General features: G+C 79.0%; 1 protein-coding gene. It reads left to right on the forward strand.

Going from position 1 to position 990, the window contains the following annotated elements; translation table 11 throughout:
• Positions 1-990: autotransporter-associated beta strand repeat-containing protein (locus AAHG09_RS31770; protein ID WP_342112330.1), on the forward strand; the 990-nt coding region annotated here is incomplete at both ends.

The raw sequence follows: 990 nt of genomic DNA on the forward strand, positions 1-990 counted from the left end.
TCGGCCAGCACCGCCTATGCCGGCGCCATCCTGCAGAGCACCAGCCCGACCAGCCTGACCAAGGCCGGACCGGGCACCCTCAAGCTCACCGGCACCGGCCGCTTCTCCGGCCCGACCACGATCCAGGCCGGCACCCTCTCCCTCGACGGGGTCTGGACCTCCCCCGTGACGGTGGCCTCGGCCGGGACGCTGCGCGGCATCGGCACGGTCGCGGCCCCGGTCACGGTGGCGGGCGCCCTGCGGCCGGGCAACTCCCCCGGCACGCTCACCGTGCTCGGCCCGGTCGCCTTCGCGTCCGGCAGCCGGCTCGGCCTCGACATCGACGGGACCGGCACCGGCACCGGCGCGGGCAGCTACGCCCGCCTGCTGGCGCTCGGGTCCGGCGGCGCGGTGGCGGCCAACGGCACCCTGGTGCCGGTGCTGCGCGGCATCACGGGCAACGCCAGCAACAGCTTCACCCCGGCGCTCGGCCAGCGCTTCGGCGTGCTGGTAGCCCAGGCCGGGCTGAGTGGCGCGTTCACCGGGCTCGCCCAGCCGGGCGCCGGGCTCGCGGCCGGCATGCGCTTCGACGCGCTCTACCGGCCCACCGGCCTCGACCTCGTGGTCACGCCGGCCGCCTACGGCGACCTCGCCGGGCTCGGCCTCGCCCAGTCCGGCAACGCGCAGGCCGTGGGCGCGGCCCTCGACATCGCCCGCCCGGCCGCGGGCACGCGGCCCGACGCGGAGCGGGCGCGGGTGTTCGACGCGCTCTACGCGGCCGGGGCGGCCACGCTGCCGGGGGGACTGGCGAGCCTGTCGGGGCAGGCCTACGGCGACGCCGTGCTGGCGGATCTCGCCGCGCGCCGGCTGGTGGGCGACGCGATCGACCGGCACCTGCGCGGCCAGGGCGGCGGGGCGGCTGCGTTCAGCGCGGGCGATCCGGGGCTCGGCCCGAACCGCTCGGCGCTGCAGCTGCGCGGGGCGGCGGGCACGCCGGACCAGCCGCTGGCG

The sequence above is a fragment of the Methylobacterium guangdongense genome (assembly GCF_038442355.1).
GTDB classification, from domain to species: Bacteria; Pseudomonadota; Alphaproteobacteria; order Rhizobiales; family Beijerinckiaceae; genus Methylobacterium; species Methylobacterium guangdongense.